This is a genomic window from Bradyrhizobium sp. 2S1 (genome assembly GCF_011516625.5).
In the GTDB taxonomy this organism is placed as follows: Bacteria; Pseudomonadota; Alphaproteobacteria; order Rhizobiales; family Xanthobacteraceae; genus Bradyrhizobium; species Bradyrhizobium septentrionale.
Genome location: NZ_CP147717.1, coordinates 3528920 through 3555418 on the forward strand (window position 1 = coordinate 3528920; position 26499 = coordinate 3555418).

At 61.2% G+C, this 26499-nt stretch carries 18 protein-coding genes, 1 tRNA gene and 4 pseudogenes; 12 read left to right on the top strand and 11 right to left on the bottom strand.

Going from position 1 to position 26499, the window contains the following annotated elements:
* Nucleotides 1-5: 5 nt before the first annotated feature.
* Complete coding sequence (locus tag HAP54_RS16620) at nt 6-650, bottom strand: TetR/AcrR family transcriptional regulator (RefSeq protein WP_166301770.1); 645 nt, start codon at nt 648-650, stop codon at nt 6-8.
* 84 nt (nt 651-734) lie between these two features.
* Here HAP54_RS16620 and HAP54_RS16625 point away from each other — a divergent pair, with 84 nt between their 5' ends.
* A complete protein-coding gene (locus tag HAP54_RS16625) occupies nt 735-2240 on the top strand; it encodes a flavin-containing monooxygenase (protein WP_166301773.1) in 1506 nt (501 codons plus the stop codon).
* A 24-nt stretch (nt 2241-2264) separates the two neighbouring features.
* Here HAP54_RS16625 and HAP54_RS16630 read toward each other — a convergent pair whose 3' ends face one another.
* Nucleotides 2265-3173, bottom strand: a complete 909-nt coding sequence (locus tag HAP54_RS16630; protein ID WP_166301776.1) for a LysR family transcriptional regulator — start codon at nt 3171-3173, stop codon at nt 2265-2267.
* A 125-nt stretch (nt 3174-3298) separates the two neighbouring features.
* Here HAP54_RS16630 and HAP54_RS16635 point away from each other — a divergent pair, with 125 nt between their 5' ends.
* The 3 genes from HAP54_RS16635 (at nt 3299) to HAP54_RS16645 (ending at nt 5373) form a co-directional block, all read left to right on the top strand.
* A complete protein-coding gene (locus HAP54_RS16635; RefSeq protein ID WP_166301779.1) occupies nt 3299-4168 on the top strand; it encodes an MBL fold metallo-hydrolase in 870 nt (289 codons plus the stop codon).
* 33 nt (nt 4169-4201) lie between these two features.
* On the top strand, nt 4202-5200 hold the full coding sequence (locus tag HAP54_RS16640; protein WP_166301782.1) for an alpha/beta hydrolase: 999 nt from the start codon (nt 4202-4204) through the stop codon (nt 5198-5200).
* Between the two features lie 96 nt (nt 5201-5296).
* Nucleotides 5297-5373: transfer RNA gene (locus HAP54_RS16645), tRNA-Arg, on the top strand.
* A 933-nt stretch (nt 5374-6306) separates the two neighbouring features.
* Here the strand turns inward: HAP54_RS16645 and HAP54_RS16650 are convergent.
* A protein-coding gene (locus HAP54_RS16650) for an IS3 family transposase (protein WP_414645828.1) occupies nt 6307-7484 on the bottom strand; the annotation gives its coding sequence in 2 pieces (ribosomal slippage) (nt 6307-7193 and nt 7193-7484; 1179 coding nt in all).
* Between the two features lie 176 nt (nt 7485-7660).
* Between HAP54_RS16650 and HAP54_RS16655 the strand changes: the two genes are divergently transcribed.
* A complete protein-coding gene (locus HAP54_RS16655) occupies nt 7661-8467 on the top strand; it encodes a hypothetical protein (RefSeq protein WP_166301785.1) in 807 nt (268 codons plus the stop codon).
* Nucleotides 8468-9264: 797 nt separating this feature from the next.
* Here HAP54_RS16655 and HAP54_RS16660 read toward each other — a convergent pair.
* Nucleotides 9265-9753 (bottom strand): annotated as a pseudogene (locus HAP54_RS16660) (transposase); the annotation flags it as partial.
* 190 nt (nt 9754-9943) lie between these two features.
* Between HAP54_RS16660 and istA (HAP54_RS16665) the strand changes: the two are divergent.
* Both istA (HAP54_RS16665) and istB (HAP54_RS16670) read left to right on the top strand, forming a co-directional pair.
* Complete coding sequence (gene istA, locus HAP54_RS16665) at nt 9944-11482, top strand: IS21 family transposase (RefSeq protein ID WP_166307914.1); 1539 nt, start codon at nt 9944-9946, stop codon at nt 11480-11482.
* A gap of 11 nt (nt 11483-11493) precedes the next feature.
* A pseudogene (istB, locus tag HAP54_RS16670) lies at nt 11494-12132 on the top strand (IS21-like element helper ATPase IstB); the annotation flags it as partial.
* A 6-nt stretch (nt 12133-12138) separates the two neighbouring features.
* On the opposite strand, the gene HAP54_RS16675 reads toward istB (HAP54_RS16670), so the two are convergent.
* Nucleotides 12139-14241, bottom strand: a complete 2103-nt coding sequence (locus HAP54_RS16675; RefSeq protein ID WP_166298292.1) for a recombinase family protein — start codon at nt 14239-14241, stop codon at nt 12139-12141.
* 511 nt (nt 14242-14752) lie between these two features.
* Between HAP54_RS16675 and HAP54_RS16680 the strand changes: the two are divergent.
* Nucleotides 14753-14869, top strand: a pseudogene (locus tag HAP54_RS16680) (ATP-binding protein); the annotation flags it as partial.
* Nucleotides 14870-15129: 260 nt separating this feature from the next.
* Here the strand turns inward: HAP54_RS16680 and HAP54_RS16685 are convergent.
* The 4 genes and pseudogenes from HAP54_RS16685 to tnpA all read right to left on the bottom strand — a co-directional run.
* Nucleotides 15130-15993: pseudogene (locus tag HAP54_RS16685) on the bottom strand (IS1380-like element ISBdi2 family transposase); the annotation flags it as partial.
* 1308 nt (nt 15994-17301) lie between these two features.
* Entirely contained in the window at nt 17302-18975 is a 1674-nt protein-coding gene (gene tnpC / locus HAP54_RS16690; protein WP_166205228.1) for an IS66 family transposase, read from the bottom strand.
* Between the two features lie 46 nt (nt 18976-19021).
* Nucleotides 19022-19369, bottom strand: a complete 348-nt coding sequence (gene tnpB / locus HAP54_RS16695; protein ID WP_166301788.1) for an IS66 family insertion sequence element accessory protein TnpB — start codon at nt 19367-19369, stop codon at nt 19022-19024.
* On the bottom strand, nt 19366-19761 hold the full coding sequence (tnpA, locus tag HAP54_RS16700) for an IS66-like element accessory protein TnpA (RefSeq protein ID WP_166202956.1): 396 nt from the start codon (nt 19759-19761) through the stop codon (nt 19366-19368). Before tnpA ends, tnpB begins: the two co-directional genes overlap by 4 nt.
* A 108-nt stretch (nt 19762-19869) precedes the next feature.
* Between tnpA and HAP54_RS16705 the strand changes: the two genes are divergently transcribed.
* Entirely contained in the window at nt 19870-21651 is a 1782-nt protein-coding gene (locus tag HAP54_RS16705; protein ID WP_166301791.1) for a recombinase family protein, read from the top strand.
* Between the two features lie 30 nt (nt 21652-21681).
* Nucleotides 21682-22623 (top strand): hypothetical protein, encoded by a 942-nt coding sequence (locus HAP54_RS16710; RefSeq protein WP_166301794.1) that lies wholly within the window; start codon nt 21682-21684, stop codon nt 22621-22623.
* A gap of 83 nt (nt 22624-22706) precedes the next feature.
* Here HAP54_RS16710 and istB (HAP54_RS16715) read toward each other — a convergent pair whose 3' ends face one another.
* Both istB (HAP54_RS16715) and istA (HAP54_RS16720) read right to left on the bottom strand, forming a co-directional pair.
* Nucleotides 22707-23468 carry an IS21-like element helper ATPase IstB gene (gene istB, locus HAP54_RS16715; RefSeq protein WP_029085260.1) on the bottom strand — a complete coding sequence of 254 codons (762 nt, stop codon included), beginning with the start codon at nt 23466-23468 and terminating at the stop codon, nt 22707-22709.
* A gap of 16 nt (nt 23469-23484) precedes the next feature.
* A complete protein-coding gene (gene istA, locus HAP54_RS16720; RefSeq protein WP_166217180.1) occupies nt 23485-25026 on the bottom strand; it encodes an IS21 family transposase in 1542 nt (513 codons plus the stop codon).
* Nucleotides 25027-25125: 99 nt separating this feature from the next.
* Between istA (HAP54_RS16720) and HAP54_RS16725 the strand changes: the two genes are divergently transcribed.
* Together HAP54_RS16725 and HAP54_RS16730 are read left to right on the top strand one after the other, a co-directional pair.
* The gene (locus HAP54_RS16725; protein ID WP_166301797.1) at nt 25126-25563 is read left to right on the top strand and encodes a hypothetical protein; all 438 of its coding nucleotides are present in this window, start codon (nt 25126-25128) and stop codon (nt 25561-25563) included.
* 337 nt (nt 25564-25900) lie between these two features.
* Nucleotides 25901-26494 carry a hypothetical protein gene (locus HAP54_RS16730; RefSeq protein ID WP_166301800.1) on the top strand — a complete coding sequence of 198 codons (594 nt, stop codon included), beginning with the start codon at nt 25901-25903 and terminating at the stop codon, nt 26492-26494.
* Nucleotides 26495-26499 lie beyond the last annotated feature (5 nt).

The window sequence follows — 26499 nt, forward strand, 5'->3', positions numbered from 1 at the left end:
GTCTCCTACGATGAAAGTGTGCGCCTGTTGGCCTCGGTCAGCGCCACCCGGCAGAAGCTGGCCGCGATCGCGACGACGTCCTCGACCGCCTGCGGATATTGCTTCGACACCCAGCGCAGCGCGATCGAGATGACCGCGCCGACCATGCCGTTCGAGAGCAGCGTCGCCGCCCCGGCCTTGTCGCCGCGCTTCTGATCGGACGTCGGCGGCACCAGGATGTCGCTGAAGACCCGCAAGGCGTCGAGCTTGACGGCATCGACCGCCGGACTGATGCCGGAAATCTCCAGCAGGAAGACCCGCGCCGGTTTCGGATGTTGCTTCAGCCGCGTGAAATACAGTGTCAGCGCGGCGCGCAATCTTGCCTCGGGATCGTCGCCGGCGGCTGCGGCGGCAGCAATCATCTCCTCGTGCAAATGGCCGACGACATGATTGTAGGCTGCGATCAGCAGCGCTTCGCTGTTGGCGAAGGATTCGTAGAAATAGCGCTCGGTCAGCTCGGCTGCCTCGCAGATCGCCTTCACGGTTGCGACGCGGTAGCCGACCTCGCCATACACTTCGATCGCCGCGTCGATCAGCCTGAGCCGCCGCTCGGCGCGGCGTTCCTCGGCGTCCATACCGCCGTAGAGGCGGGCTTTTCGGCTGCTTGCCATGAAAGTCTATTGACATGAGCCATTGTCAGATGTCAAGGTATCTGACAATACGGATTGTCAATACTGCCACGGGAGGGTCAGGGCATGTCCGCGCATTTCGACGTGTTGATTGTGGGCGCGGGGCTCTCGGGCATCGGCGCCGGCTACCATTTGCAGACCAACTGCCCGGACCGCAGCTACGCCATTCTCGAAGGCCGCGATTGCATCGGCGGCACCTGGGACCTGTTCCGCTATCCCGGCATCCGCTCCGACTCCGACATGTACACGCTCGGCTATTCGTTCCGGCCGTGGACCGAGCCGAAGGCGATCGCCGATGGCCCGTCGATCCTGAGCTACGTGCGCGAGACCGCGCGCGTCTATGGCATCGACAAGAAGATCCGCTTCAACCACCGCGTCATCAGTGCCGACTGGTCGTCTGCCGACTCGCAATGGACGGTGGAGGTCGAGCGCGGGCCGGAGAAGACGATCGAGCGCCTCACCTGCAACTTCCTGTTCATGTGCAGCGGCTACTACAAATATGAACACGGCTACACGCCTGATTTCCCCGGTATCGGCGATTTCGCCGGCCGCCTCGTCCATCCGCAAAAGTGGACTGACGACATCGACTATGCCGGCAAGAAGGTGGTGGTGATCGGCAGCGGCGCGACCGCGGTGACGCTGGTGCCGGAAATGGCCAAGACCGCCGCCCATGTCACGATGCTGCAGCGTTCGCCGACCTATGTCGTGGCGCGGCCGGACGAGGACAAGGTCGCCAACTGGCTGCGGGCGCGGCTGCCGGCCAAGCTCGCCTACGGCCTCACGCGCTGGAAGAACGTGCTGTTCGGCATGTATTTCTACCGGCTCTGCAAGCGCGATCCGGAGCGCGTGAAGAAGCTGATCCTCGGCGGCGTGCGCCACGCGCTCGGCCCCGACTACGACGTCGCCACGCATTTCACGCCGAGCTACAATCCGTGGGACCAGCGGCTCTGCCTGGTGCCGAACGGCGATCTCTTCCAGTCGCTGCGCAGCGGCGGATCGTCCGTTGTCACCGACCAGATCGAGACCTTCACGCCTGGCGGCATCAAGCTCAAGAGCGGCAATATGCTCGACGCCGACGTCGTGGTGACCGCGACCGGCCTCGATCTGCAGGTGCTCGGCGGGCTCGAGATCAATGTCGACGGCGCGCCCGTCGATCTGTCGAAGACCATGAACTACAAGGGGCTGATGTACTCGGGCGTGCCGAACCTCGCCGCCGCCTTCGGCTACACCAACGCGTCCTGGACGCTGAAATGCGACCTGACCTGCGAATATGTCTGCCGCATGCTCAACCACATGAAGGCGCACGGCTACGCACAAGTGACGCCGCGGCGGAACGACCCTGATGTCACCGAGCTGCCCTGGGTGGATTTTTCCTCCGGCTATATCCAGCGCGCCGCCGCCAGATTCCCCAAGCAGGGCTCGCGCCGGCCGTGGCGGCTCTACCAGAACTATGCGCTCGACATCGTGACGCTGCGCTTCGGTTCGCTGAAGGATGAGGCGATCGAGTTTCTGCCGGCGCGCCGGACCGGTGCGGCGGATCAGGCCGCGAGCCCGGCGAGACAGGTGGCGTAGGACGCGGATCACCGACGTCGCGCGCTAATCCTCCGCACAGTCTGTAAGCAGATTCCGCAGCCAGACATGGCCGGGATCGTTGTCGAAGCGTGCGTGCCAGGTTGCGTAAAGCGAGAAATGTCCGGCGTCGAATGGCAGCGCGGTGGCGGTGAGCACATTGGAATAGCGCGCGAGGAACCGCGCCGGCAACGTGCAGACGAAATCGGTCGACTGCAGGATGACGGGCACGACGCTGTAGTACTGCACGGAGACCCCGACGCGCCGGGTCAGGCCTCGTGCCGCGAGGATATCGTCGACGAAGCCGCGAAAGCCGCCTCCGTCTCCGGAGACGATGACGTGTTCGAGCGATGCATATTCCTTCAGCGACGGTCGACGTGAGCCCCGCGGATGCGCCTTGCGCTGCGCCATCATGAAGCGCTCTTCCAGCAGCGGCTTGTGCGGCATCCCGTTTGGCAGCGCGTTCTTCGAGACCAGCGCGATGTCGATCTCGCCTGCTTCGAGCTGGCCCGCAAGCCGTGCCGGGTCGACGGCGCGGAATGCCAGTCGGGTTGTCGCGGCGCCGCTGCGGCGCATCCGCTGCACCAGCCGTCCGCCCAGCATGGCGCTGGCATTGTCGTTGGCGCCGATCGCAAAGGTCCGCTGCGAACTCTTCGGCTCGAACACCGGCGGGGTGCGCACCACGTCGTCGAGCCGCCGCAGCGCGTCGCGCAGCGGCTCCCGCAGCTTGATGGCGCAGGGCGTCAGCACCATGCCCTTGCCCGATGCCGCCGGTGTCAGCAGCTGATCGCCAAACACGTCGCGGAGCCGCGCCAGTTGCGCGGAGAGCGCGGGCTGGCTGAGGCCAAGCCGCGCCGCGGCGCGGGTCACGTTGCGCTCGTCGAGCATCACGCTGAGCGAAACCAGCAATGGCAGCGTGTGGGCGTTCATATCCATGGCGATTATGCCTGTTATCCGATCTATCAATTTCAATTATCCCATGCTGCGAGGCATTGAGGCAATAAGGTTCGGCGCCCGGCGATCTCAGGCAGCGAACTGCGATGCAGGAAGGGATGCAGGCCATGAGCTGCCATTCGATCGGCGACGTGACGGTCCGGCGGGTGACCGAACAATGCGGCGCCGGATTTGCACCGGGTTTCCTGTTTCCGGACTGGGACCCGCGCGTGCTCGACGAGCACAAAGCGCTGATGATTCCCGACTGCTTCGACGTGACGGAAGGGCGCTTCATTGCCAGCGTGCACAGCTGGGTGCTGCAAACCCGGCATCACACCATCCTGATCGATTGCTGCGCCGGCAATCACAAGAACCGGCCCGGCCTGCCGCGTTTCCACCAACTGGACTTGCCGTTCCTGCAGCGGCTGGTCGAAGCCGGCGTCTCGCCTGACGCCGTCGATTACGTCATGTGCACGCATCTTCATGTCGATCATTGCGGCTGGAATACCCGGCTGGTGGATGGCCGGTGGGTGCCGACCTTTCCCAATGCGCGATATTTGTTCTCGAAGGCCGAATACGATCATTGGCGCGGTCCGGCCGGACGTGAGGGGTTCAATGCCGGTGTCTATGAGGATAGCGTGCTGCCGGTGGTCGCGAGCGGGCAGGCCGAGATCGTCGATGGCGAAAGCGAGGTCGGCGATGGCCTCACCTTTCACCCGACGCCGGGCCACAGCGTCGGTCATGTGGCGATCAGGCTTGCCAATGCCGGCCAGTCCGGATTGTTTCGTGGCGATATCATGCATCAGCCGCTGCAGGTGTTTCGGCCCGACTGGAACAGCGCCTTCTGCGAGGATCCGGCGCGTGCGCGCCAATCCCGCCGCTGGCTGCTGGAGCAGGCGGCGGAGAGCGGCGCCACGGTGTTCACCGCGCATTTTGCCGCCTCGTCGGCCGGCCGCGTCACGCGCCGCGGCGACCGGTTCGACTGGCGCTTCGCGTGACGCCGGCGAGACCAGAAGAAGGACGTCCGCGACATGAGTTTGCCTGACATCGCGACCGAAGAGATGATGGTGCCGAGCGATACCGACGGCATCAGCCTGTTTGTGCGCAACAAGCGCCGCGCCGACCTGGCCCGGTTCACGCCCGGCAACACCATCCTGTTCGTGGCGGGCTCGACCTATCCGGCCTCGACCTCGTTCGACCTGAGGCTCGATGGTGTGTCCTGGATGGATCACCTCGCCGCGCGGGGGCACGACGTCTACCTCGTCGACGTCAGGGGCTACGGCAGTTCGACGCGTCCGCCGGAGATGGCGCTGCCTGCGAGCGTCAATGCGCCGATTGTACGGACGCCGGTGGCCGTTCGCGACATCGGCAGCGTGGTCGCCTTCATCCGCGCACGGCGGAATCTGGCGAAGATCAATCTGATCGGCTGGTCATGGGGCACGACATTGATGTCGCGCTACACCAATGAGAACCCCGATGCGGTCGCCAGGCTGGTCCTGATCGCGCCCCAATGGCTGCGTGACACGCCGAGTCTCGCCGACGCCGGCGGCCCGCTCGGGGCCTTCCGCATCGTCGATCGGTCCGCCGCAAAGGACCGTTGGCTGAACGGCGTGCCTGCGGACAAGAGGCAGGCGCTGCTGCCGGATCACTGGTTCGACGCCTGGGCCGATGCGACGTTTGCCTGCGGCCAGGCCGGACCGGGCCCGTCGCAATTGATGGCGCCGAACGGCACGGTGATCGACAGCCGGGAGTTTTGGGCCGCGGGCAAGCCGCTCTACGATCCTGCGCGGCTCACCGTGCCGGTCCTGATCGTCCATGGCGAATGGGATCGCGACTGTCCGCTCGAGATGTCGCGCGCCGTGTTCGGCCAATTGACCGCCGCGCCCTACCGGCGCTGGGTCGAGATCGGCGAGGCCACCCATTCCCTGTTCCTGGAAAGCAATCGCTGGCAGGTGTTTGGCGCGGTCGACCAGTTCCTCGAGCAAAGCCCGCCGGATCGGCTGTCACATGAGCGAAATCAGTTCTTTTGATCGAAGACTGCATCAGACGCTTGCTTCGGAGGCTTCCGATGCGCCTCCGCCTCTGCTATGGGATGGCCACGCCCGCGTGCTTCGCCGCGGGTTCGCGGTCCCGTAGCTCAGCCGGATAGAGCGACGGTTTCCTAAACCGTAGGTCGCATGTTCGAGTCATGCCGGGATCGCCAACGAATACAATGGCTTAGGCAGGCTTTGTGCTAACTACGTGCCTTTGGTAGGTTCTCGGGGTAACGTCTGGGGTAACGCACAAGGGTGCTCTTGTTGATAGACGCACGGCAGGGTTTGCGATGCGGTCATCGATCGCGCCGCCCCCACAGGGCGTAGTAATGCGCCCGCTGCGGGGGTGTCGGGCTCGACAATCTCGAACATTGAGAATGGTCGGAACTCAGCGGCGACGACCCGCAAGGCGGTGCGCAGCGCCTTGATGAAGAAGGGCGTGAATCTCAGCTTCGGCAATAATGTCAACCTCGGGATCGCCTTCGTTGACCGCAATCAGGAGGACGAGGAATAACGATTGGGCCGCCGCTGGAATGAAAGAGGCCGGGCAGTGCGCCCGGCTTTTCGTTTGTGGCTTTTTAGGTGCGCCGTGGGGCTTCAACAATGCGCCCGCTCAACTTGCCGTAAGAGCTCCTGCTCTGGGTCAGGCTTGATGACTTCCCGTATCTGCTCGGCTGCGAGTCGGCTTGGATGATCGAGGAACACGGCAACCTCGGCCAAGACTACCTATACATGTGAAGGAGACCTGGCGAAGCAAGCAAGTCATTCACCATCTCGCTCATCTCATGGTCGCCTTTGATCTGATCGAATCGTTGGTTTTCAGCAGCGCCCGCTTACCATTGCGAACCGTCAATGTGTTCTCACCTTGCGGCGCGACCGCTTATGATTCAGCCCGCGGAGTGGATTAAAGGAGTGCTTCGCGGGATCGCATACCTTGGCCAGGGGGATTTCGGGCGAGTTATGAAAAGACCCGACTTCGCCGGTTCGATCTTCTTGGTAAATCCGCAAGTAGAGCGTCCGTGCCGCTTGCTACGGGGGTGCTCGCTGCCCTCCTTTCGAGAAAACGAACTGACCGTGATCTTCCCCCGAAAAAATGGACAAGGTTAAGCTGCTTTTAGCTCCATCTCGATCGGACTGACATAGCCGATGGCGGAGTGACGACGAGTTCGATTGTAGAAGCCTTCAATGTAAGCAAAGATATCACGTGTGGCCTCTGCGCGTGTTGCATAGTGAGTGTGGTAGACGAGCTCGATTTTGAGCGTGTGAAAGAAGCTCTCCATTGGAGCATTGTCATAGCAGTCGGCCTTGCGGCTCATCGATGCCCTCAAGCCGGCAGATTGCACGACCTTGCGGTATTCCGCCGATGCGTATTGGACGCCGCGATCGGAATGATGGATCAGACCGGCGCCAGGCCGCTGCGCTGAGACGGCCATCCGCAAGGCTGCCAGCGGCAGCTCGGCACGCAAATGATCCGCCATCGCCCAGCCGACGATCCTGCGGCTGTACAAATCCATGACGGTGGCCAGATAGAGCCAACCCTGATCGGTCTCGATGTAGGTGATATCGGCGAGCCAGATCCGGTTCGGCGCAGTGGCGGTGAAGTTGCGCTCGAGCAGGTTCGCCGCGATCGGGAGGTCGTGACGGCTATCGGTCGTCCGCACCCGGCGAGGCCGTGCCATGATGGCCCTGATACCGTGATGGCGCATCAGCCGCTCGATGCGGCCACGGCTCGCCCCGCGGCCCTGGGCCTTCAATTCGACATGGATACGCGGGCTGCCGTAGCGTCCGTTTGTCTCGCGATGGACGCGCTTGATGTCGTCGACAAGCTCACGGTTGGCGACCGATCGCTGGCTCTCCGGCCGGGAGCGCCAAGCATAATAGCCGGCCGGCGAGACACCGAGCACGTCGCACAGGATCGTCACAGGATAGTCGGCGCGGCGATCTTCGATGAAGCGGAATCTCATTTCGGCCCCCCAGCAAAGATCGCGATCGACTTTTTTAAAATGTCGCGCTCCATGCGCAGCCGCTCGTTCTCTCGCTGCAGACGAGCGATCTCCGCCGCGTGGTCCGCCGACGGCAGCGTCGCTTGCGTTGTGGGGCGCCGCGCCGCAGCCGTCGGCTCTCGCCCAGTTCCACGTAGTTCCACCCAGCGCCGCAAAACTGAATCGCGCAGGCCAAGTTCCTTGGCCACCGATCCGATCGAGCGGCCACTCGAAGCGACCAGATCGACCGCTTGCCGCTTATAGTCGTCCGTAAACGACCTACGCTGACGTCCTTCCATCCAACACCTCTCCTGGCTCTTCGAGCCTACTACAGGTGTCCATCAATTCGGAGGAGGTTCACCGCTCATTCTACCTATCTTGCACTGATCTTGGGGGGGGGGGGGACCGCTAATCGCGTTGTGCTTTTGTTTGGCTCATCTTACTTTAGGGCACCGTTCATATTCGTTTTGGTTCAATGGTCGAAAAGCGCCCATTCATTGAAGATGGCTCGCAGTTTGGCATCTCGCGCACGGCTTTCCGACGCGCGAAGAAAGCTGAGAAGCGCGATTTGATGGCGCAGTGGTTTCGCCAAAACTTCGAGGACCCGGCCGAGCGGACCTCGTACGTTAGCGCCGAAGGCGGCTATCTCTGGAACCACGGAGGGCCATACGATGCCAGAGAACAGCTCTTCGATATGTTCGGCACGATGGTGTCGGAAAAGTTGATCGAGGAAGTCGCCGAAGAGGTGGAGGCAGATGGCATCACGGATTGGGCGCCGGTTCACGACGACTATCAGGATGACGACGAGCCGCAGGAAGACCTGCGCCCGTCGTTCGAGGACTTCAGTGACGACCACAACGAGCGGTACGGTTCGCAGCAAGATCTTGAAGCCCGTGAGCGAGCACGCAACGTCCTCAAAGAACTACTCGACATGCTGGACCTGCCGAAACCTATCGGCATGGGCCACAATAATCCGCCGGAAGCGATCGACGAGACAGAGATCATCGAAGGTTTGCGTGAGCCAGTGGCTGCATTGCATGCCGAGTTCAGCAAGCAAACTCCATCCGTTCCATTTATCAAGGAGGCCGGCGCAGCGCTCGGCAAAGCCGCTCTTGCTTCCATTAAGTGGGGCGGCAAGAAGATCGATCTCGCGATTGATACCTCCATCAAGGCCGGCATTCCGGCTGTCGGCGCCGTGGTTGCCGCGACCTATAACGATCAAATCCACAAGGCGATCGACGTTGTCATTTCTTGGCTCAAGATCGTTGCGCAAATGCACTAGCGCTTGTCCATGGGGATGGAAGGGAGTCCATACTACTGCTCAGTTTCTTGGTGTCTGCGGAATGCACGATCGAGATTGTAGCCCTGGACGCTCATCTAACCCGGGTCGAAGTACGGCTCGTCCGACATAACACGCAGGTTCTCGGGCGTGGTCCCCCTAGATCATCGTGATGATCATTTTCATACGGTAGCTTCATCGTAGTCAGAGTCGACAGCAGCTTGCTCGCTCACAGTGCTTTGACAGGCAAGAGCTTAGCGGCTTGAGCGCGCTCCGTCCCAGCGGAGATACATCCGGCTGAGTATTCAAATCGACGTAGTTCTGAGGACTGTGCAAAAGCTGTAGATGCTGTTGACTCGACTGCTAGCGCGGCAAGGGTAAATCGTCGAAGACAAATGTGTCGCCGTGTCCTGCAGAATACTTTTCATGAAAAAGTGTTTTGGGCGTTGAGCTCACTACCTTCACTTCTGGGCGTTCTTTTGCAAATAGCCATGCTCCTATTGTCTGCATTTTGCTACCAAGCGGGGCTAGTACGAAGTTAAATTTAAAGCGATTGTTATGAGCCTCATAAAGTCGGCAAAGAAAATCGTAGGTAGCGCGCCAGTTCAGCGTTTCGATTTCATGAACTAGCCCGTCCTATTCGTGAGAGTGCGTTTTTTTTTAGTCCGATTGATGTGGCCGCACATCTGCTCTGACGAGGCGCGCGGGATTGCCTTCGGCTTTTCACCGCCTGACCGACCGGTACTTTGCAACGCGCTTGAGGGATGGGTTGGGCGAACGGGGGGCGGACGCCCCGCCGCTCAAGGACCGAGCGGCAGCAGCGCGCCTGGCAAGCCGCGGATCAGGTCGGCTTCGGGACAGGCCGCGGCAAACGCAAGGCGAATGCGGCTCGTGGTCTCGACCACACGGGCAGCGAGTTTCAAGAGACGAAGACGCAGCGTCGCGAACTCGGCTGTGGCCAATTCCCGGGCTTTGGGAATCGCGTCGCGCACGGTCAGCATCAGCCAATAAGCGGCGGTGTGGAGAACGAGGCGGACTTGATTGGCGAGCGCCGAACGGCAGCTGGTGCGATCGGAGGCGAGCTGTGTCTTATGCAGCTTGATCAGATTCTCGGCTTGGCCGCGTGCGCAATACAGGCTGTCGTAGATCCACTCGGCCGAGCCGACATCGAGGCTGGTGACGACGAAACGGATGTCGAGGCCGAGCATCGTCGCCTCAATACGGGCGACGGTACGCCGTTCGCGATCCCAGGACTTGGCCTTGTGGCGCGTCTCGGTATAGCCACGCATGCTGATTCCGCTCGATGTCGCCCACCGTTCCGGAATGATCTCGCCCACCGTTCCGATTTGATGTCGCCCACCCATTCCGAGATGATCTCGGATGATGTCGCCCGGGGTGACGAGGCCTCTTCTGGCTCCGATACGGTCCCGCCTTTCGGCTTTGCGAAGGGGGACCTGGATGCCGACGGAGAGGCTTGCGATGCGCCATGTGCGCGAAGTGATCAGATTGAAGTCGGCTGGGATGCCGACCCGCGAGATTGCGCGGCGGTTGGGGACGGCGCCTTCGACGGTGCGGTTGACGATCCGCCGTTTTGAGGCGGCGGGGCTGAGCTGGCCGTTGTCTGACGACATCACCGACACTGATCTGGAGGCCCGGCTGTTCGCCAGCGCCGGTGCGGGTTCCGGCACGCGGCGGGGCCATCGCCGGCAGGCGGAGCCGGACTGGGCGGCGGTGCACCGCGAACTCCGGCGCAAGCATGTGACGCTGTCGATCCTGTGGGAGGAGTACATCGCAAGCGAGCCCGGCGGGTATCGCTATTCGCGTTTCTGCGAGCTCTACCGCGCCTGGGAAGGCCGGCTGTCGGTGACGATGCGCCAGTCGCATGCGGCCGGCGACAAGCTGTTCGTCGATTATGCCGGTGACGGCGTGCCGGTCGTGATCGACCGGCTCAGCGGCGAGCGGCGCGCCGCGCAGATCTTCGTCGCGGTGCTCGGCGCTTCCAGCTTCACCTACGCGCAGGCGACCTGGACGCAGGGGGTCGCCGATTGGATCAACGGCCACGTCGGCGCCTTCGAGGCGATCAACGGCGTGCCGGCGCTGCTGGTGCCGGACAACACCAAAGTCGCGGTGATCAAGGCCTGCCTCTACGATCCACAGATCAACCGCAGCTACGCCGACATGGCGGCGCATTACGGCTCGGCCATTCTGCCGGCCAGGCCGCGACGACCACGAGACAAGGCAAAGGTCGAGCAGGCGGTCCTCATGGTCGAGCGCTGGCTGCTCGGGCGGCTGCGCCACCGCACCTTCCACAGCCTCGCCGAGGTCAATGCGGCGATCGCCGAGTTGCTCACCCGGCTCAACGAGGAGCGGCCGATCCGGCGGCTCGGCGTCACCCGCCGCAAGCTATTGGAGGAGATCGACCGGCCGGCGCTCAAGGCCTTGCCGGAGAACCCTTACGTGTTCGCCGAGTGGCGGATCTGCCGGGTCAGCATCGATTATCACGTCGAGGTCGAGGCGCATTATTACAGCGTTCCGCATCGCTTCGTCCGCGCCGAGGTGGAGGTGCGCTTCACGGCTCGCACCGTCGAGATCTTCCACAAGGGTGAGCGGATCGCCGCGCATCAGCGCATGAGCGGCAACCACAAGCACACGACCGTGCCGGAGCACATGGCGTCCAGTCATCGGCGCTACGCTGGCTGGACCATCGAGCGCATCCGTAAGGACGCAGCCTCGATCGGGCCGGCCACCGCGGCGCTGTGTGACCTGATCCTCGACGAGCGCGCGCATCCAGAACAGGGCTTCCGCGCCTGTCTCGGCATCATCCGGCTCGCCCGATCCTACGGGCACGAGCGGCTCGATGCCGCCGCCATGCGGGCGATCGATATCGGCGCGCGCACCTACGGCTCGGTCAAGTCGATTCTCGCCAACAATCTCGATCGGCGTCCTTCACCCAAGCGCTCCGCGGACGACGCGCCGATCCTTCATCCCAACATCCGCGGGCCGCGCTACTACAATTAGGAGATCACGTCTTGCTCACGCATCCGACCCTCGATCAACTCTACGCGCTCGGCCTTCACGGCATGGCCAAGGCCTTCGCCGACATCGAAGCCGGCGGCGAGGCCGCAAGCCTCGGCCACGCCGAATGGCTTGCGCTGCGGCTCGAACGCGAAGCGTCATTGCGACGCGACAAGCGGCTGTCGAAGCGGCTGCAATACGCCAAGCTGCGCCAGGAGGCCTGCGTCGAAGACATCGACTACCGCACCCCACGCGGCCTCGACCGCAGCCTGCTGACGATGCTGGTCGAAGGCCGCTGGATCGATGACCACGCCAACCTGCTGATCTGCGGGCCCTCCGGCGTCGGCAAAAGCTGGCTCGCCTCAGCGCTCGGCAACAAGGCCTGCCGCGACAATCGCTCCGTGCTCTACCAGCGCGTCCCGCGGCTGTTCACCGATCTCGCTTTGGCGCGCGGCGACGGCCGCCACTCCCGCCTGCTGCGCGCGCTTGGCCGCGTCGATCTCCTCATCTTCGACGACTGGGGCCTCGAGCCGCTTGACGCCGCGGCCCGCCACGACCTCCTGGAGATCCTCGAGGACCGCTACGGCCGCCGCTCCACCATCGTCACCAGCCAGCTCCCGGTCGATCAATGGCACGCGCTGATCGGCGAGCCGATGACTTCATGATGCCTCCTTCTTCGAATGCTTGGTGCGTCGTACCCGATTGCGCAGCTGACTGATTTGTTCGTCTGAGAGCTCGATCTGCCATGGCTGACCTTTGGCTAACTGACGACCTGCCAGCAATCCGCGCGCAAGATAATCGAAAACTGTTTGCGGGGTTAATCCAAGCTCAGCCGCTGCCCCCTGAATCGAGAAGCTGCCGTCGGGCCAGCGCCTGGGATTCTTGTCCACGCCGTTGATCTTGACGGTGGGAATGCCCCAGCGGGTGCGCAACAGCCAGACATTCTCGCCTTTGAAGGCGCAGCCTCGGGCCGCGACGAAGCCTTCTTGATTGAGTATTGCCGCGATCTCGGCATCCATTTTTTGTTCAGCATTCAGCTCGACGATCCGTTGCCGCAACCGATCAATGTCGATGTAATTGCGGTAGGTGTGAACGCGCCGTTGCACGTGATGCTCGCTGGTTGCACCGGTCTGCCAGACGATCTTGAGCCACACCTGACCTCGGGTCCGCTTCTGATCAAGAACGACTTCGCGGATCACAAATCGCAGAATGCGCTTGCGATCGGCTGCCGACGTGGTGGCCGCGTTCCAAATCCGCGGCAGGTTCTCGCCGAGCGCTTGTAGCCCTGCGCATTCCGCCGGGCCAATCAGAAGCGGCTCTTGCCCGCGCCAACGCGCATGCTCCTGCTCGACCGCCTCTGCGACACGCAGCCTCTCTTCCCAAGCCCGCTCAAGTGAGCGCGCCACAAGACGGTTCTCGGGCTCTACGGCGTCATACTGGCGCCGAGCGCGCTCGGCCTCGTAGCGGGCGCGCTCCACGCGAAGCGCCCACTGGCGCTCGAGCTGACGGCTCTCCTGCTCCAGTTGGCCCGCGGCTGCGAGTGCGATCTCAATCTGATCCGGCACCAGGGCGTCGAGGACTACCCGTTGGACCAAGGCATCAACCGCTAAGGCCCGGACTTCCTGGCACAGTGCACTGCCTTCCTGATCCCGATCCGACCGGCAGCAATAGACCGGATAGTCGGCATTCGGGCCCGTGTAGCGCATGCTCATGCGCCGTCCACAACGACCGCAGACCGCAATTCCTTGTAACAGGGCTGCCCCCTTGCGTGGCACGCCAGCGTGTCCTGCCTCAAAGTGGGCGACGTTATCTGCCAGTCGCCGCTGGTTGGCCATGAACTCCTCCCAGCTGATATAACCCGGGTGAGCAGAGCGGAGGCAAACCGCCCAGTCGGCGATCGCCACCTTGACCGTTCCCGTCAGCGATCCCGGCCGGCATCGGCTCGGATCCTTTTGCCGTCGGCCATAAACGTACGCCCCAGCATAGGCCGGATTTTGAAGGACGCTAAGGACGCGTGCACTATCTGGCGCCCGCCAGACGATCTCATGTGGAGATGGTCCAAGCAGCGGTCGAACCGGCAAGGACAGTCCGTTCCTGTCCAAGTAACGCATCACACGGCGGGCGCTTTGCAATTCCTGGAATTTGGCAAAAACGAGATGAAGACGGGCCTGCACCTCCTCATCAGGATTGAGAATAATTGTGCCGGCGCGATCATAGGCGAGCCCGGCTGGCAGGGGCAGCCGCAGTTCGCCCCGCGCCGCCTTCTGGCGTTCCCCTTGGTGAAGGCGCATCCGAAGCTGATGCAACTCCGCCTCGCTCATGATGCCGGACAAGCCCAACAGCAGGCGGTCGTGGTAGGCGCGCGGATCGTAAAGCCGCTCGCCATCCGCAATGAGCACACCGAACACCGAGCACAGTTCGAGCAACTGATGCCAGTCCCGGTTGTTGCGGGCCAAGCGCGAAGCGTCGAGGCTCACCACAAGACCGGCGTTGCCAAGGCCGATCTCGGCAATGAGCTTCTGGAAGCCATGACGATCCACACCGCCAGCACCGGATTTGCCCAGATCCTCGTCAATGACCTGGACGCGCTCCGGCGGCCAGCCCAGACCGATGGCGCGATCGACGAGGCGGTACTGCAGCTCCGTGCTCTCCTGATGCTGGCGCACCTGGTTCACGGATGACTGCCGTACGTAGACATAGGCCAACTTGGCTCGGTGCGCAGTCGTGAGCCGCTCGTCAGCGACGTTCAAGCTGATCAGCACGACCCAGTCCCCTTCCGGGCGTGCCGGGAACCGCTTGCATCCGCCGGAGCAGCGTGGCGAGGATTTGAGCGATCTGGGTTTGCGTCGCGGTCGACAGATTCGGCCACAGGCGCGGAATGTCGTCCGTCGGACGGCCGGGTGGATTTGCCAACGTCGGCATGGGTCGATACGCAACGCGACCTGGAAGCGGTCGGTGGGTCATCGCGAATCACCTTCTCGTCAAGAAGGCTCAGACTCGCGCTCAAATGTTGCATCAATGGGATCAGCGTACGTGCGCTGATGCGCGGCAGATCGGCGGCGTTCGGACCAGAAGTTATTGTCTCGGCAAGATCGGTCGACGCGATGCGAACCGCCCGCGGCCGGCCGTCCGGCAGCGCGACAACGACATAGGCGGGACCGCGCCCCGACCGCTCCTTCAGCACCTCAACCCGGTGCCCAAAAAGAAAATGATGCGGGTCAGTGATCGTAACGTGAGACACGACCCGCTCGAGAATAGGGGTACTTCGACGTGTTCGGTGATCCCACCTACGCCGACGCCGTCCTCGACCGCCTGGTCCATAACGCCCACCGGATCGATCTGAACGGCGAAAGCATGCGGCGAACCCGCAAACCCGACCGAAAGGCCTGAGCCTGTGGCGCTGTGGACATGCCGCTACGCTTGGACAACGCAAGAGCGTTGCCCACATGCCCACAGGAGGAGCAACAGAAAAAACCAACCCGTCGAACCGCGATTCAAGATTGACCACGCGGCTTCGCCGATGCCAGAAACCAGACAGCCAGAACGCCTCGCGCCCCGGGCGACATCAAATCGGAATGGTGGGCGAGATCATCTCGGAATCCTGGGCGAGATCAAATCGGTACACCCGGGCGAGATCATCGGAATCCGCAGCCACGCAGAACCGGCAGGTTCTCGATGGCGCGTCGCGTGCGGATGTCGTCGGCGGCCTCGTCGACTTTTCTGGCGAGCGGCTTGGTGCCGGACAGACCGAAGATGTAGTCGATGCCGTTGGTCTCGCACCACGCCATTGCCTCCGGCCGGGCATAGTGCCCGTCGCCACGGAACGTAATTCGCGTGTTGTGCCACCGCGTCCGGATATGCCGTACCAGGCGGCGCAGATGGGCACGCACCTCGACGCCGCCCGGCGTCTTGCCGGGCCGCAACACGACCGCCACGGGCCGGCTCTTCTCCGTGTCGTAGACGTGGATCGGCAGGAAGCAGCGTTCGTCATAATGAGCGTTGAACAGCGAGAGCTGCTGATGGCCGTGGACGACATCGCAGGTATCATCGATGTCGAGCGTGACGGATGCCGGCTCGCGCGGGTAGCTATCCATCCATGCGTCGACCAAAGTGTAGGTCAGTCGGATCACGTCGCGCAGGCGCGGAGCATTCTCCAGCCGCGACAGCGTCGGTTGGGAACACAGATCGCGACCCGTGTCCGGCAGCCGTCCGCAGGCCAGCTTGAATGCGGGATCGGACCGCAGATGATCGAGGTCGTCGGCGTCCTCGTAGCCGCAGCAGATCGCGAACATGCGCGCGCGGAACATATCGACAAGGCTGTGCACGACCCGCGTCGGATCGCGCCGATCCGGGAACACCCGGGCCAAATTGTCGGCCAAGCCGAGACGCCGCTCGGCCATCGCCAGAAGCATCACGCCCCCGTTCGAGGTCAGCCGACCGCCATCGAAGGCAGCTGTGACTTTCTTGGCGTGAACGGCTGGAAACGAGAAGGGCAGAATCGTATCATCGGTCATGGCGGGCCTGGCGTTCGCGGTTGAGGTGATGGGGTTGGCTTTGCAACCGAATCCTACGCCGCATCAGCGCTTTACACCACGCTCGCCAGCCTCTCAGGCGCACTCTGACGAATAAGACGGGCTAGATTGATGGTGGTTACTCTATTCCTGCTCCTCGCGGCGGCGTTTCGACTATTGCTCGGAGTATGGCTCTTGCTGCTTGCGTGAACAAAGCAGGTAGCTCTCAGTAAAAAAGAAAACCCGGGCACCGCTGTCTGCGGTGCTCGGGATGATTCACTTCCTGTCCGATTGGATTGGTTCCGACGTGTGTTTCTTGAGTTGGTCCCCTGGGTACAACAAATTGTCGCGAAGGCTACGACCAGAAGATTTGCCGGCAAGATAGATCGTCAACATTAACACGCCGATGCCGAGATATATTGCGAAGCATGAAAAGAACGACATTCTTACCTCCATCATTTTCAGGAGGTGGACGACAACTACCGCTCAATACTAAAATAGATTATCAGCCACCTACTGAAAATGATGTAACGGACTGGCGTCAGTGTACACGAAGGTTCTTCTTTGTGTACTGGACAACAGGCGGTCCAAATTGCGTATTGCAGATGATTGAAAAAAACACCCTGACAATCGAAAGGCGAGACCATATGATTCCGGCATGCCCGCTCGCGATCGGGTATCAGACGAGCGGTTCGAAGAGTTTCGTTGCATAGCCAAAGAAGCGTACGGAGAAGAGATCACTATTGCAGAGGCGTCTGCCATGACGCATCGGTTGCCAGCGCTCTATAAGCTCTTTTCGTACCCTTTGCTGGGCGAGGCCGAGAAAGCCTTCTCCTTCGCCACAACCTCCGGCTCAAAGCGCTCCCGAAGAGGCTTGATATTGTGCAAGATGCGCTGACCGTCTTCGGATTGTAGGTCGCGCGAGTCTCCTTGTGCCCACTCGTCACGTTTCCCATGCAAAGTTTTAACGTACTCATCGACTCCCGGCAGAGTTGCCGAGTTGGCGTGCTGTCGGTCTCAGCGGAGGGTGTTTGTGCGTCTTTAGCAATTTCGACCGCCTAGCATCCTATCTGCTTGACAGTGCATGATATCCGGATGCGGAAGTCGACGGCACTTAACGTTTGTTATCGATCAACAGATGAACAGTCGGTTGAGCGGCAACGTCGGCTCGACAGCGCTTTTAACATTCTCTTCGACGAAGTATTGAAAGCGGCTCGCCGCCCCGCAGTACGCATACGACGGAGGCCGCCTGATTGACGCATGCGCGCGGGCACGGCGAGGTCTATGATGGCATTGGGTGAAGGGTGAAGGTCAGGCGGCCTGCTGATTGGCTGGCTTGTCGGCCTGGCGCAGGAGCTTCCATTCCCAGGGCAAGAGCTCGTGCAGACGCGATGCGGGATGATCGGCGATACGGGCCAGGACGTCGGCGAGCCAGGCCTTGGGATCGACGTCGTTGAGGCGACAGGTCGTGATCATCGTCAGCATGATGGCGGCACGGTCGGCGCCGCGCTGGCTGCCGGCGAAGGTCCAGTTGCGCCTTCCCAAGGCGATGCCTCTCAATGCGCGCTCAGCGCAATTGTTGGTCAAGCAGATCCTGCCGTCGTCGAGGAAGCGGGCGAAGCCGTCCCAGCGCCTGAGCATGTAGTTAATCGGCTTCAGGACCTCGGAGGAACGCGAGAGGGTTTCGCGCTCGCGGAGCAGCCAGGCATGCATGTCCTCGAGAAGTGACTTACTCTGTTCCTGGCGAGCGGCACGCCGCTCGCCGGCACCGCGGCCGTTGATGGCGCGCTCGATCTCGAACAACGTATCGAGGCGTCTGACAGCCTCCAGCGCGATCGGGGAGACCGGTTTGCCTTTCTTGCCTTCCCGAGCATTTTTCTCGATATCAGCCAGCTCGAAGAAGCCCCGCCGCGCATGGGCCACGCAAAACGCCGGCGTAATCGGCAGCGCCTTCTTCTGCGGGTCGAACAGCGGCTCGAAGCCGCTGTAGCAATCCGCCTGCAAGATGCCGGCGAAGGCGGCCAGATGTCTCTGTGGATGCTCGCCTCGTCGGTCGCTCGAGGCGTAATAGACCGCTGCCGGCGGCGCAGGCCCGGCGAACGGCCGGTCATCCCGCACATAAGTCCAGATCCGCCCGGTCGTGCACTTGCCCTTCGCCAGAATACGGATGGTGGTGTCGTCGCCATGAAGGCGCTCGGCAGCGAGCACGTGGCGTTCGATCAAGTGGAAGAGCGGCATGACGGCGAAGGTCCCGTGGCCGACCTGGTCGGCCAGCGTCGACAACGGCAGGTCGATCCCCTCGGCCTTAAAGCGCGCACTCTGGCGGTTGAGCGGGATATGCATGCCGAACTTGTCGAACAGGATCGTCGCCAGCAATTGTGGGCCGATGAAGCCGCGCGGCGTGGCATGGAACGGCGCGGGCGGCTGGCTGATCTTCTCGCAATCGCGGCAGGTGAACTTCTCGCGTACCGTCTCGATCAGCTTGAAGCGGCGCGGGATCTCCTCCAGCGTCTTGGTCACATCCTCACCGATCTTCGCCAGCCGCGATCCACCGCAGCAGGCGCAGGTCGTTGGAGTCTCAATGACGACGCGCTCGCGTTCGATATCGTCAGGCCATGGCTTGCGCACCGGCCGCTTGCGCATGAAGGGGCGGACGTTCTGCGTCTTCGCCGCTGCGGCCTGTGCGGCAAGCTCATCCTCGCTCGCCGTGGTGACGAGTTCTTCGAGCTCCAACTCCAACTGCTCGAGCAGCCGTGCCGAGCGCTCGGATCGCTGCCCGTGCAGTTCGCGTTTCAGCTTCTCGATGCGCAACTCGAGATGAGCGATCAGCGCCTCGGTATCCGACAGTTTCGCCTGCGCATTCGCGGCTTGCGCCTGCCAGTTGGCGGCCTTCGCCTCGGCTTTCTGTCGCGCCTCACGCTCGGCCTGCAGCGCCGCCAGGGCACTGACAAGGTCCGATGGAAGATCATCCGGCTTCGATATCATGGAGCCATTGAATCAGATCGAGCAGCAGATTCAAACCGTAAAACGACTATCCGACCCGCGTCGGACACTGGGTTTCTTGAGGGTTGCGCCAATCGATCCCGGACAACAGATAGCTCAACTGCGCCGGAGAGATCGTTACCGATTCACCAGCAACCGATGGCCAGATGAACCTGCCTCTCTCGAGTCTTTTGGTGAACAAGCAGGCGCCCTGGCCATCGTGCCAAATGACCTTCAATAGATCACCGCGTTTGCCCCGGAAGCAGAAAAGACCGCCGCCCATGGCGTCGCGCTTGAGCACTTCCTGCACGCGCAGAGCCAGGCTCGGAAAGCCGCACCGCATGTCGGTATGGCCCGTCGCCAGCCACACCCGCACGCCCGTCGGGATCGGGATCATCGGCGCGCCAGGCCCCGAGCAATTCGAACGACCGCCTCGATATCCGCACCGGGGCCGAAGACCACGCGCAGCCCCTGAGGGCTCACGATTTCGATCTGACCTGTCTCGACAGCTTCCGTCGTTGGCGGCGTACTTGCCGCAACTATCGCAGGGACGAATGTCGGGCCGATCGAATCCTCTTCGGCCGGATCATGACAGGTCCAAGCCTTGCGCCAGCTCAGCAGAAGCTGACGTGATATCCCATACCGGCGAGCCGTCGCCGACACCAGTCGTGGCCCCGAGAAGCTCTCCTCTACGATTCTGAGCTTCTCCGCACGCGTCCAGCGTCGCCGCCGACCGGTCTCCACCAAATCCATGCGGCTCAGCACCGCACTGTCCTTATGTCCGTCCATAAGGACAGTCAGCTACAGATCGGAAAAACTCGCAAGACGGCCGCCCTCGGACGGATACGCCCCGCATCGGATTCGACTCGTTCCGGAGGCGGCAGTAAACTGTAGTCTATGACTCGTCCTGAGCTAGCGGACGCAAAGCTGATTGCGATATACGCGAGAGTCTCGACTGCTCGACAGGAAGAGGAAGGAACCGTCGAGACCCAACTAATAGCGCTTCGCGATTTCGCTCATCAGCACGGTTATAGCATCGTCAAAGAGTATATTGACGACGGTTGGAGTGGAGACATTCTTGCCAGACCGTCACTGGATCAGCTGCGCCAGGAAGCGCGAGGAAAAACATGGCAGGCCGTTTTGGTCTATGACCCGGATCGGCTAGCTCGACGATATTCTTACCAAGAACTGGTGATGGACGAGCTGCGCGAGGCCGAAATTGAGATCATATTTGTTACTGTGTCTGCCCCGAAGAATAGCGAAGAGAAAATTTTGCATGGTGTGCGAGGTCTGTTTGCGGAGTATGAGCGGGCGAAAATCGCAGAACGCTTTCGGCTCGGTAAACTTCGCAAAGTAAAAGAGGGCCACATCCTCGTAAGTGAGGCACTCTATGGCTATAACTATATTCCCAAGCTCGACGGCAAGCACGGATATTACGAAGTTAATCCAGAGGAAGCGCGGATTGTGAAGTTGATTTTCAGCTGGGTCGCCGACGACGGCTGCACCTTGCGGAAAGTCGTGCGCAGACTGCAGGGACTCGGCATAAAACCCCGCAGAAGCAAGCGGGGGGTATGGAACACGAGTACGCTCAGCACATTGCTGAGGCACAAGGGGTACATCGGCGAAGCCCACTGGGGCGCATCATACGCCGTAGCGCCTCAGCATCCAATCAAGCAAGACGCGTATCGAAAAGTAAAAAAGACGAGTTGTCGAATGAGACCAGGAGACGAGTGGTTCATTATTCCGGTACCAGCGATCATAGATAAGGAGCTCTTCGAACGCGCTCGCGCACAACTCGACGCTAACTTCGCGCTGTCTCAACGGAACAAAAAGAACGAATATCTCCTTGCTGGCAAGATTCGATGCGTGTGCGGGAGGACTAGAACCGGCGAAGGACCGATGCAGGGCAAGCACCTGTATTATCGTTGCAGCGATAGAGTGCTCAGCTTTCCTCTGTCCGCAACGTGCAAAGAACGGGGAATAAATGCACGCGTCGCCGACAGGCTTGTTTGGGAGAAAATCGCCAATTTGATGGGCTCGGAAGAACTGCTCTCTGAACAGGTCAGTCGCTGGTTGGGGACGCGCCGGGCGAAATTGCAGTCATCTGGTGGCGACGTTGCCGCGGCGGAAAAGGAAGTTACTGCATTGAAGGCACAGGAGCATCGCTACAACAAGGCGTATGGCGCTGGCCTGTTCACGGTCGAACAGTTGAGGGAGTACACGATCCCGCTGCGGGAGAAACTCGCGTTGTTAAAAAACGAAATTGCGAGCGCGCAACAAGAATCGAGCGCTATTGATGTCACCGAAATGCCGAGTGCCTCCGAGATCAGAGAATTCTCTGATGCGGCTCAGACAATGCTCCACAACTTGAGTTTTCAAGCGAGACGGGCGATACTACTGAGCACGGTAGAGCAAGTCGTGGGAACACCCCAGCAATTACAGGTCCACGGCTATATTCCGGTAAAAGATCATGTCGAGTTCAAAACTAGCCATAGGCATGGTGTGAGCGCAACTCGACATCCGAAAACGCGCCACATTCCCTTTGAGTTTTGCATCGCGCTTCCAGCTCCTCGCTATGAACGAAATATCGTGAGCCGTGATCAGAAAGGGAGGATACTTCGATCCGTACCACCCACAGAGCATCGTTCGTGCCCCGAAGGAACAGAACCCAGTCTTTGAGTTGCTCATCAGGTCTGTACGCTCACTTCTATGCCGGGACCAGCGCAGGGCGAACAGAAAAGGAAGATCATCCCCACGGTTTCAGAGGTGCTCGAAGACGGGACGATTGTTGAACTCGTATACCGGCCGGACAATCGGAACACGTCTCTTGCCATGTTCAATGCCGGACGCTGGACGCTGCAAAGCCACGTAGACGTGTCGGAGCGGCACCGGCTCGTCCCATTCTCTCCGAACAACAATCTTATCAAGAACGAGGTTGTGCTTCTGCCATCAGAGCCTCGCATCTACGGCAGTGAGCAACAGCTTGTTTCGGAAATCGCGGAGTTCATACATCGGTACGCGGACCTCAGTCCGTCCTTCGAGAAGGTCGCCTGTTATTACGTCTTGCTGACGTGGCTCTACGATGCATTCAATGACCTGCCGTACCTGCGGCTTCGCGGCGACTTCGGCACGGGCAAGACGCGTATGCTCCTCACTATTGGTTCGCTTTGCTACAAACCGTTCTTCGCGAGCGGCGCTTCGACCGTCTCGCCAATATTCCATACGCTCGATGCTTTCCGCGGAACGCTAATTTTCGATGAGGCCGATGTTCGCTTTAGCGACGAGCGATCAGAAATTGTCAAAATTCTCAACAATGGCAATGTGCGTGGCATGCCGGTGCTGCGCACCATGATGAACCAACAGCGGGAGTTCAACCCGCAGGCATTCCATGTGTTTGGTCCCAAGATCGTGGCCACGCGCGGCCTTTATGAAGATCGAGGATTAGAGAGCCGGTTTATCACAGAGGAAACGGGCGCACGGCTGCTTCGGGATGATGTTCCGATCAACCTTCCGGAAACGTTCAAGGAAGAAGCGCGCGAGCTACGCAACAAGCTGCTACTGTATCGCTTTCATAGAAGGCATGATGTCAAGCTCGACCCGACTTTGGCTGATCCAAAGCTCGAACCACGCCTCAACTGCATATTTCAGTGATGGTGAGCAGCGATTTCGCGCGATCATGAGCGGCGAATTCAGACGATCGTGAGCAGCCCGCTCCGGCCGAGGCGGTGATAGAGTCAGCGTTCTGGCTGCTCGTCAAGGGTGATGGTTCTGGCGTTGCGTTTTCGCATGCTTTCGCCGGCAAGCTGGAGGCGGTGAGCGTTATGGACGAGGCGATCGAGGACAGCGTCGGCGTAGGTTGGGTCTCCGATAACTTCGTGCCATGTGTCCACAGGGAGTTGGCTGGTTACGATGGTGGAGGCGCGGCCATGGCGGTCCTCAAGGACTTCCAGTAGATCGCGCCGTTCGGCAGCGGTGAGCACTGACAATCCCCAATCGTCCAAAATCAGAAGCTGGGCGCGGCCAAGGGTTTTGAGCAAGCGGGCATAACGTCCATCCCCCCGCGCGAGTGCCAACGCTTCGAACAATCTTGGGACGCGATGATAGAGAACCGAGCGATTGTCGCGGCAGGCCTTGTGGCCGAGGGCACAGGCTAACCAACTTTTGCCCAATCCGGTCGCTCCGGTTATGAGCAAATTCTCGTGGCGATCGATCCAGTCGCCGCTGACCAGCTTGGCGAAGACGGCCCGGTCGATACCCCGCGGCGTGCGCAAATCGACGTCCTCCAAGCAAGCATTCTGGCGGAGCGCGGCCAGCTTGAGGCGCGTAGTGAGCCGCCTGGTGTCGCGTTCCGCGGCTTCCCGGTCGACCAGCAGGCCGATGCGATCTTCGAACGGCAAGGCTTCGAGATCAGGTGATCGTCGCTGCTCCTCGAAGGCCTTGGCCATGCCGCTCAAGCCGAGCTCGATCAGGCGTTCGTGGGTGGGATGGGTGAGCATACAGGTCTCCTTGGCTTCAGTGGAAATAATCCCGGCCGCGGATGTTGCCGTGGCGCAGGGGTTGGGGTTCGGAGGGCTCGTCGAGAAAGGTGCGATCCAGGCCGTTCTGGAGGATGGAGCGGATCGAGGCGACGGATCGCGCCTTGATCAGAATGCCGCGCCGGCAGGCCGCGTCGACGCGCTCGGCGCTGTAGCTTTTGGCCAGCGACAGAATGCCGAGGCAGGTGCGAAAGCCTTGCTCGGGATGCGGCCGGGCCGCGATCACGGCCTGGAAGAAGGCGGCGGTCGACGGACCGATCCGCTCGCCGGCGGCGATCACTCCGGCGGGCGTCCATTGGCCGTAGCGCCGATGGGCGCTGGGCATGTGGTCGGCGGTGGTGGTGTGGCCCCGCCGGTTGGGCGCGCGGGCGTGGCTGGCGATCCTGCGGCCGTTGTGGAAGATCTCGACCGTCCTGTCGTCGATGCGGGCATCGACAAGCTCACGGATGAGCCGATATGGCGTGGAATACCAGTGTCCATCGATCTCGATATGATAGTCGGGGCCGACCCGGCATCGCTTCCAGCGCGCGAAAGCGTAAGCCTGATCCGGCAGCTTTGTGAGCTTGGGCTTGTCGAGTTCGGAGAACAGTTCGGCGCGGCTGGCGCCAAAGTCGCGCATCTGCCGGGCATTGAGTTCGACGACGAGTATTTTGATGGCTGCGTTCAGCTCCGCCAACGAAAAGAAGCGTTGGTTGCGCAGCCGCGCCAAAATCCATCTCTGGGCGACTTGCACCGCAACTTCGACCTTTGCCTTATCTTTTGGGCGCCGCGGCCGGGCTGCGAGAATGGCCGTGCCGTAATGGCTCGCCATCTCGGCATAGGTTCGGTTGAGGCCAGGATCGTGGCGGTCGGGATTGGTGACGGCGGCCTTGAGATTGTCGCAGACCACGAATGTCGGCGCGCCGCCGAGGAAGGCGAAAAGGTTGATGTGGACCCGGATCCAGTCGGCGAGCCCCTCGCTTGGGCAGGCCTCGGCGTAGGTATAGTTGGAGGCGCCCATCGCTGCGACGAACAGCTTCATCGACTGCACTTCCCCACTTGAGGGGGCGATGACGTCGATGGTGTCGCCGGCGAAATCCACGAAAACCTTCTCGCCGCCCAGATGGGTCTGCCGCATCGAAGGCCGGGCTCGCCCCTTCCAGGCCTCGTAGGTCGTGCAGAACCATGTGTAGCCGAATCCATCGGGATGGCTGGCGCGATACTCGTCCCACAGCAGCCGGCGGGTCACGTTGCGCCGGCGCAGCTCCTTGTCGACATAGCCCCAGTCGGGAACGGGCCGCTGTGGGCTCTGTGACGCAGGCCTCGGCGCAGGGAAAAGCAGCAGCTCCAGGTCTTCGTCGGTCATTCCGACCGGCAACGGCCAGTTCAGTCCGGCAGCCCCGGCTCGGCGCAGATAGCTGTGCACGGCTCCGTTGCTGATGCCCAGGGTGCGCGCGATGGCTCGCTCCGGCAAGCCTTGAACATGTTTTAAGCGGAGAACCTCTTTGATCCGGCGCATCGACAATCTCTGGGTGGGCATCGGCCTTCCTCGTTCACTGACGAGGCAGTTCCTAAGCCGGTTGAGTTGTCGGCCGAAGCGGGCTGAGCCGCTGAAAAGCTGCTCACGATCCCGCGAAACATGCACCTCAACCAGATCATGTTGCCCCTACTCAGCGTCATAGGGGACCCAGGACTGCGTGCCGAACTTCGGAACGCGGCCCATAAGGCTCAGGCCTCGATCGTTGCGGAACGTGGCCTCCTCATGGAAGCCCAGGTGCTCGAAATTCTCGCGGAGTTAATGATTACGACAGACCGCCCGATCGTTCCCGTCGCCGACGTCACCATGGGGCTCATTGAGCGGTACGGCGCCGAGTACGAGCGATCGATCACGAATCGGTGGATTGGCAGCATTTTGAGAAAGAAGCTCAACCTGCAAACCTACAAGAGCCACGGCGTGTATGTAGTTCCCATGAATGAGAGGCAGAAAGTAGAGCTGCTGTGCGGCCGATACGGTGTGAATATCATCACCGACGTCCCGGCGGCAAAGGGGGACGTGGGGACTACGGGGACGTTGTAGCGCACCTTCCACAACGAAACAGGGCGACGAAATGTTCTAGTACGAGTACTTACAGCTCCAAGGCGCGGCGGCGCCCTTCACGCCCCATATCCCCACGTCCACCTCCTCTTCATGTGACGTTGTGCATGATTCCTACAGCCACGAGAGGAAATGGCGCGCCGCGTGTTCTGCGTCTCATTCGTTCCACGCGGGTACTTTTTCGCGTCTCGAAAGGGATCGTTACCGTAGGCGATTATAGTGAGCGTGCCTGTCATCTTACTGGCTGGCCGTATCACTATATGCACCACCCTCGCAGAGTGCCAATGAACTCTATGAAGAGCTTCAGGGCGATCCGTCCATGACAGCAATCGTCAAGGTGGACTTTCTTGAACAACGGAGTCAGGGATCGGAAACAAAGCCCGTCGATTCGACTGTTGAACTTCGTCGGTACGCGCTCGTGCTTGCCATCTATTTGAACACGCGCGGCTGCGGGTTCGTTTTGTTTGAAGGCCATATGTCTCCGTTTGATTGGGGTATGCGCGAAATCCGCGGTCCTCGAAAGCATGGGCGTTGCGTCACGCGTATCATCAAGAAGTTCGATCGCTACCTGCCAGACGTTGTCGTTCTTCAAGGCACCTCGCCGGAGGGGGCACAGCGCGCACGGCGGATCGCCGACTTCAATGCGGCGATTGCCGAGCTGGCGAAGAGCCGTGGAATTCCGGTCTACCTATATTCTCGCGATCAGGTTCGAGCGGCTTTCGACTACCTCGGTTGCGTCAATAAACATGCTCTGGCTGAGGTGATTGCAAAGCACATCCCGGCGCTCGAGCGGTACGTTCCGCCGCGGAAGCCTTGGATGAGCGAGAACGCGCGTATGGGGATCTTTGACGCGGCGGCTTTGGGGCTGAGATTGGTTTACTCAATTAATAGGAAGGACCGGCAGGCGACATAGCCGCT

Excerpts from the sequence above, each read along its gene's own strand:
- HAP54_RS16620 (WP_166301770.1), bottom strand. The coding sequence starts at position 650 with ATGGCAAGCAGCCGAAAAGCCCGCCTCTACGGCGGTATGGACGCCGAG.
- HAP54_RS16625 (WP_166301773.1), top strand. The coding sequence starts at position 735 with ATGTCCGCGCATTTCGACGTGTTGATTGTGGGCGCGGGGCTCTCGGGC.
- HAP54_RS16630 (WP_166301776.1), bottom strand. The coding sequence starts at position 3,173 with ATGGATATGAACGCCCACACGCTGCCATTGCTGGTTTCGCTCAGCGTG.
- HAP54_RS16635 (WP_166301779.1), top strand. The coding sequence starts at position 3,299 with ATGAGCTGCCATTCGATCGGCGACGTGACGGTCCGGCGGGTGACCGAA.
- HAP54_RS16640 (WP_166301782.1), top strand. The coding sequence starts at position 4,202 with ATGAGTTTGCCTGACATCGCGACCGAAGAGATGATGGTGCCGAGCGAT.
- HAP54_RS16655 (WP_166301785.1), top strand. The coding sequence starts at position 7,661 with ATGGTCGAAAAGCGCCCATTCATTGAAGATGGCTCGCAGTTTGGCATC.
- istA (WP_166307914.1), top strand. The coding sequence starts at position 9,944 with ATGCGCCATGTGCGCGAAGTGATCAGATTGAAGTCGGCTGGGATGCCG.
- tnpC (WP_166205228.1), bottom strand. The coding sequence starts at position 18,975 with ATGATATCGAAGCCGGATGATCTTCCATCGGACCTTGTCAGTGCCCTG.
- tnpB (WP_166301788.1), bottom strand. The coding sequence starts at position 19,369 with ATGATCCCGATCCCGACGGGCGTGCGGGTGTGGCTGGCGACGGGCCAT.
- tnpA (WP_166202956.1), bottom strand. The coding sequence starts at position 19,761 with ATGGACGGACATAAGGACAGTGCGGTGCTGAGCCGCATGGATTTGGTG.
- HAP54_RS16705 (WP_166301791.1), top strand. The coding sequence starts at position 19,870 with ATGACTCGTCCTGAGCTAGCGGACGCAAAGCTGATTGCGATATACGCG.
- HAP54_RS16710 (WP_166301794.1), top strand. The coding sequence starts at position 21,682 with ATGCCGGGACCAGCGCAGGGCGAACAGAAAAGGAAGATCATCCCCACG.
- istB (WP_029085260.1), bottom strand. The coding sequence starts at position 23,468 with ATGCTCACCCATCCCACCCACGAACGCCTGATCGAGCTCGGCTTGAGC.
- istA (WP_166217180.1), bottom strand. The coding sequence starts at position 25,026 with ATGCCCACCCAGAGATTGTCGATGCGCCGGATCAAAGAGGTTCTCCGC.
- HAP54_RS16725 (WP_166301797.1), top strand. The coding sequence starts at position 25,126 with ATGCACCTCAACCAGATCATGTTGCCCCTACTCAGCGTCATAGGGGAC.
- HAP54_RS16730 (WP_166301800.1), top strand. The coding sequence starts at position 25,901 with ATGACAGCAATCGTCAAGGTGGACTTTCTTGAACAACGGAGTCAGGGA.